Source organism: Aliiruegeria sabulilitoris (genome assembly GCF_001558155.1).
Lineage (GTDB): Bacteria > Pseudomonadota > Alphaproteobacteria > Rhodobacterales > Rhodobacteraceae > Tropicimonas > Tropicimonas sabulilitoris.
This window is the reverse complement of sequence record NZ_LOAS01000097.1, coordinates 1-1,544: the sequence shown is the minus strand read 5'-3', so window position 1 is coordinate 1,544 and position 1,544 is coordinate 1. Positions and strand designations below refer to the sequence as shown.

Genomic DNA, 1,544 nt, shown 5'->3' with positions numbered 1-1,544 from the left:
GGCTTATTTTGTTGAAAAACTCGTGCTTGATTGAAGCGTGGTGTGCTGATTCAATTCTGCCAATGGGCGGGAGGATTGGCGATGATGGGACCACGGCAGGAGGGGCAACCAGCGCTCTTCTACGAGTTCTCGCTTGAGGATCACGTCCCGCAAGACCACATGCTTCGATCCATCGATCGGTTCGTCGACCTGAGAAGCATCCGTGCCCATCTTGCAGATTTCTACAGCCATACCGGCCGTCCCTCCGTCGATCCCGAATTGCTGATCCGGATGCTGCTGGTCGGCTATTGCTTCGGAATCCGGTCGGAGCGGCGGCTGTGCGAAGAGGTGCATCTGAATCTGGCATATCGCTGGTTCTGCCGCCTTGACCTGAGTGACCGGGTCCCGGATCACTCCACCTTCTCCAAGAACCGTCATGGCCGGTTCCGCGACAGCGAGTTGCTGCGGCACCTGTTCGAGACGACGGTTGTGCGCTGCATCGCCGAAGGTCTGGTCAGTGGCCAGCGCCTGGCGGTCGATGCAAGTCTCATTGAAGCAGACGCGAACAAGCAGAATTCGACACCGAAGGAGGACTGGGACGCGGCGCGGATCGACCCGGCCGATGCGCCCCGTGCGGTTCGCGAGTATCTCGACACGCTGGATGAGGCCGCCTTCGGGGCCGCCAGCGAGGTCCAGCCCAAGTTCACATCACATTCCGACCCGGCCAGCCAATGGACGGCTGCACGAAAAGGCCCCGCATTCTTCAGCTATTCCGACAACTACCTGATCGACACGGATCACGGCGTGATCGTCGATGTCGAGGCGACAAGGTCGATCCGGCAGGCCGAGGTCGGATCGACCAAGACCATGCTGGATAGGGTGAAGGCCAAGTTCGAGCTGCATCCAGAACGCCTGATTGCGGATACGGCCTATGGCACCGGACCGATGCTGGGCTGGCTGGTTGGTCGCAAGATCGCGCCGCACATCCCGGTGTTCGACAAGTCCGGGCGCAACGACGGCACCTGGACGCGGGCGGACTTCGAGTGGGACGCCGAGAACGACCAATATATCTGCCCGGAGGGTCACGAACTGAAGCAGTTCCGCCGGAATTATTCCGATCCGAACCGGGGTCCGACAGGCAAGGGAACGGCCCGCTACCGAGCATTGAAGGAAGTCTGCCAGGCGTGCCCGTCCAAAGCCAAGTGTTGCCCAAACGCCGACGCCCGCAAGATCACCCGCGAGGAGCACGAAGATGCCCGTCAGGTTGCCCGTGACATCGCCAAAACCCGCCAATACGACATCTCGATGAAGCTCCGAAAAAAGGTCGAGATGCTTTTCGCCCACCTCAAACGCATTCTCGGCCTCGGAAGGCTCCGGTTGCGCGGACCATGCGGCGCAAATGACGAATTCCTCCTCGCCGCAACCGCCCAGAACCTCCGGAAACTGGCGAAGATCTTTCCTGCACCGCAGCAAACGCGAAAAGCCTGACAGCAAAGGCGTTCGCGCCTTACCAAAGCCTCATATTTCGGCAGTTGCGAACGGGTGTTTTTCAACAAAATCGGCTC

Annotated in this window: 1 protein-coding gene; it reads left to right on the top strand. The window is 60.0% G+C overall.

The genetic code is table 11. The features are described from left to right. The first annotated feature begins 81 nt into the window (after positions 1 to 81). On the top strand, positions 82 to 1,467 hold the full coding sequence (locus tag AX756_RS24690; protein WP_068318533.1) for an IS1182 family transposase: 1,386 nt from the start codon (positions 82 to 84) through the stop codon (positions 1,465 to 1,467). The last annotated feature ends 77 nt before the right edge of the window (positions 1,468 to 1,544 follow it).

Coding starts and splice junctions, on each gene's coding strand:
- AX756_RS24690 (WP_068318533.1), top strand. CDS start 82: ATGATGGGACCACGGCAGGAGGGGCAACCAGCGCTCTTCTACGAGTTC.